The 918-nt window shown below is 63.6% G+C and carries 1 protein-coding gene; it reads right to left on the bottom strand.

What is annotated here, in order from left to right:
* The coding region (locus Q0C64_RS01400; RefSeq protein ID WP_294120290.1) for a DUF1223 domain-containing protein at positions 1 to 646 on the bottom strand (646 nt) is incomplete at its 3' end.
* Positions 647 to 918: the final 272 nt, after the last annotated feature.

The raw sequence follows: 918 nt of genomic DNA, 5'->3' as shown, positions 1-918 counted from the left end.
TGGTTGCCGGTCCGCTCCAATGGCCGATCTTGACGAGCTGCCTGACGATGTTCCTGTGCGGCAGCGTCCTTCCGCCGTTCTCGCCGGCGCGGATCGGGACCTGGATCACCCGGGGATCGTATCGGGCAACCCATACGTCGGCGCCGCCAGCCGGGGCATTTGACCGGCCCACGCGAACGGAATCGCCGGTGAGCGCCAGGGCTGGCCCGCCGTTCGACCGTTCGGCCGCGATCGAACTCGCCAGTTCCCGGGCGTCGTAGCCGACAATCGTCGTGCGCCCGTTGATCCAGATCTGCGGCGTCGCGACATTCCCGCGATCGTAATGGCGGGCATAGTCCCACTGCCGCTGGGTATAGGCCGGGGAGGCGAAAATATCCTTCCAGCCGAGATAATCCCAATAGGTCACCGCAAATGACAGGGCGATCACATCCTTGCGGCCGGCAATCGCGTTGAGGTTGGCGTTGGCCGGCGGGCAGCTCGAGCAACCCTGGCTCTGGTACAGTTCGACCAGCACGGGGACGCTCCCGGTGCCGGCAGGCTGCGCCAGCTGGCGGGCGGGAGACCCACGATCGAGCAGCGAGACGGCTCCAGCCGTGGCGAGCGCACCGAGAGAAAGTATCAATGGCTTGATCATCATCGTGAACATGGTCCCCTGAACATCAATCTCATATTCGCCGGACGGCGGCGCGAAGTTACATATTCGGGATTGGCGCAGCGGCCCATTGCGCCGGATCGGCCGGATTGCAGTGAATTCACGATGTCCGACGGCTGGCGAATGGTCCATGCCCATAACAGCATGCCGTTCGATCCGGCGGACGGATTCAAGGCCCGGCTTGACCTGAAACCTTAGTTTGGGGAAACCATCGCGGGCTCTGGCGTTCAACCGCCGATGTTGGGGAGAAATCAGACGATTCGCGC

Source organism: Sphingomonas sp., assembly GCF_023266535.1.
GTDB lineage: Bacteria > Pseudomonadota > Alphaproteobacteria > Sphingomonadales > Sphingomonadaceae > Sphingomicrobium.
This window is presented reverse-complemented; position numbering and strand designations above follow the sequence as displayed.